This window comes from Sphingomonas bacterium, from assembly GCF_903644135.1.
Lineage (GTDB): Bacteria > Pseudomonadota > Alphaproteobacteria > Sphingomonadales > Sphingomonadaceae > Sphingomonas.
Window position 1 is genome coordinate 1 of sequence record NZ_CAHJXA010000383.1, and the last position, 2529, is coordinate 2529.

Below are 2529 nucleotides of genomic sequence, written 5' to 3' on the forward strand. Positions count from 1 at the left end.
TTGCCCTCGGGCAGGTCGAGCACCGCCAGCCGCATCGCGGTCAGCCGGTTGGCGCCCGCGTAGAGCAGCTTGGTGGGCGACACTGCGGTCTCGGGGCTGCCGCCGGGCAGGTCGCCCGATCCGCTCTCGTGGGCGATCGCGGTCAGCCGGCCGTCGCGGGTCGCACCCAGGCGGACGCGCTGGACGGTAGCGGGGCGGTGCGTCGTGTTGTTGAAGATGGAGGGGCGGGTAAGCGCCAGTTTGACCGGCCGGTTCGCCGCCTTCGCACCGAGCGCGGCGAGGATCGCGTCGGCGCGGACGAACAGCTTGCCGCCGAACCCGCCACCGACATAGGGCGTATCGAGCCGGACGTTTTCCTTGGGGATGCCAAGCGTCTTGGCGACGTCGCCCTTGCCCCAGGCGATCATCTGGCTGGCGGTGTAGAGCGTCAGCCTGTCGCCGTTCCATATGGCGGTCGTGGCATGGGGCTCCATCATCGCGTGGCTGTGATCGGGGGTGGAGTAGGTCGCGTCGACCGTCACCGGCGCGGCGGCGAACGCGGCCTCGAACTGGCCCACGCGCTCGATCGGCGGCGCGGATGATCCTTCGCCCGAGCTGTCGCCCTTGAGCGGCGCCGCCTTGAGCGCGGCATCGAGATCGTAGCCGCCCTTCTCGCGCGCATAGTCGATACGGACCAGCGCGGCGGCGGCGCGCGCCTGTTCGAAGGTGTCGGCGACGACGACCGCCAGCGCTTGGTGATAATGCTCCACCACCGGCCCGCCGAGCAGGTGCGCGGTGTTGAAGTCGCCCTTGACCAGCTTGCCCGCATTTTCATGGGTCACGATCGCCAGCACGCCCGGCGCGGCGCGCGCAGCGGCGGTGTCGATGCGAATCACCCGGCCCTTGGCGATCGCGCTCCCGACGACATAGCCATAGGCGGGGTTCATGACGACGTCGTTGCGCTCATAGGCATAGCGCGCGGTGCCGCTGGTCTTGGCCGGGCCGTCGATGCGATCGGTGGGCCTGCCGATGACCTTGAGCTGGTCGATCGCGTTCGTGCCCGCGGGTGTGTCGAACTTCATGGCGGTCAGGCCTTCGCTTCGGCGAGGACGGAAGCAAGCGCGCGCTCGGCGAGCGGCAGCTTGAAGGCGTTGTCGGCGGTCGGTCGGGCGCCGGCGAAGGCGCGGGTGGCGGCCGCCTTCGCACCTTGCGGCAGCAGCACGTCGGCCGCCTCGACCCGCCAGGGCCTGGGCGCGACTCCGCCGAACGCGACGCGGCCGGTGCCGTCCTTCCGGATCACCGCCGCCACCGACACGAGCGCGAACGCGTAGGACGCACGGTCGCGCACCTTGCGATAGAAATGCCGGCCATCGAGCGGCGGGGGCAGGGTGATCGCGGTGATCAGCTCGCCGGGCTGGAGCGTCGTCTCGACCTGCGGCGTCGTGCCCCACAGCCGGTGGAAGTCGGCGATGGGTATCGCGCGCGTCTGGCCGTCGGGCTTTACCGTCTCGATGGCTGCGTCGAGCACCCGCATCGCCACCGCCATGTCGCCGGGATGGGTCGCGATGCACGCATCGGAGGTGCCGATCACGCCGAGCTGGCGCGAATAGCCGCCGATCGCCGCACAGCCGGAACCGGGCTCGCGCTTGTTGCACGGCTGATTGGGGTCGTAGAAATATGGGCAGCGGGTGCGCTGGAGCAGGTTGCCCGCGGTCGTCGCCTTGTTGCGCAACTGGCCCGACGCGCCCGCGACGATCGCACGGGTGAGGACGCCATAGCCGCGGCGGACGCGGTCGTCCGCGGCAAGCGTCGTGTTGGTGACGAACGCGCCGATGCGCAGGCCGCCTTCCGGAGTCTTCTCGACGCGGTCGAGCCCGAGATCCTGGAGGTCGACCAGGTGGGTCGGCGTCTCGATCTCGAGCTTCATCAGGTCGAGCAGGTTGGTGCCGCCCGCCAGGAACTTGGCGCCTGGCGTTCGCGCGACGATCGCCGCCGCCCCGGCCGGGGACTTGGCGCGCTCGTAAGTGAAGCTCCTCATGTCTGGACTCCCGCGAGGTCGGCCATCGCCTCGGCGATGTTGGAATAGGCGCCGCAGCGGCAGATGTTGCCGCTCATCCGCTCGCGCATCTCTGCCGTGGTCAGCGCCGGCTTGGCGGTGATGTCCGCCTGGACGTGGCTGGGGATGCCGGCGCGCATCTCGTCGAGCACCGCGACCGCCGAGCAGATCTGCCCCGGGGTGCAGTAACCGCACTGGTAGCCGTCATGCTTGATGAACGCCGCCTGCATCGGATGCAGCCTGTCCGGCGTGCCGAGGCCCTCGATCGTCGTCACCGCGTCGCCGTCGTGCTGGAGCGCCAGACTGAGGCAGGCGTTGATCCGCTGGCCCTCGACAATCACCGTGCAGGCGCCGCACTGGCCGTGATCGCATCCTTTCTTGGTACCGGTGAGATGGAGATGCTCGCGTAGCGCGTCCAGGAGCGTGGTGCGCGGGTCGAGGTCGAGCGAGCGCGCCCGGCCGTTGACCTTGAGCGTGACCGGCATCGTCGCGAC

At 70.0% G+C, this 2529-nt stretch carries 3 protein-coding genes; all 3 read right to left on the bottom strand.

The features are described from left to right. The coding region (locus HUU96_RS14825) for a molybdopterin cofactor-binding domain-containing protein (protein ID WP_174293501.1) at positions 1 to 1061 on the bottom strand (1061 nt) is incomplete at its 3' end. 5 nt (positions 1062 to 1066) lie between these two features. Next, complete coding sequence (locus HUU96_RS14830; RefSeq protein ID WP_174293502.1) at positions 1067 to 2017, bottom strand: FAD binding domain-containing protein; 951 nt, start codon at positions 2015 to 2017, stop codon at positions 1067 to 1069. Beyond that, positions 2014 to 2529, bottom strand: a 516-nt coding sequence (gene paoA, locus HUU96_RS14835) for an aldehyde dehydrogenase iron-sulfur subunit PaoA (protein ID WP_254605262.1), incomplete at its 5' end; no start/stop codon positions are given. The genes HUU96_RS14830 and paoA, both read right to left, overlap by 4 nt.

Excerpts from the sequence above, each read along its gene's own strand:
- HUU96_RS14830 (WP_174293502.1), bottom strand. The coding sequence starts at position 2,017 with ATGAGGAGCTTCACTTACGAGCGCGCCAAGTCCCCGGCCGGGGCGGCG.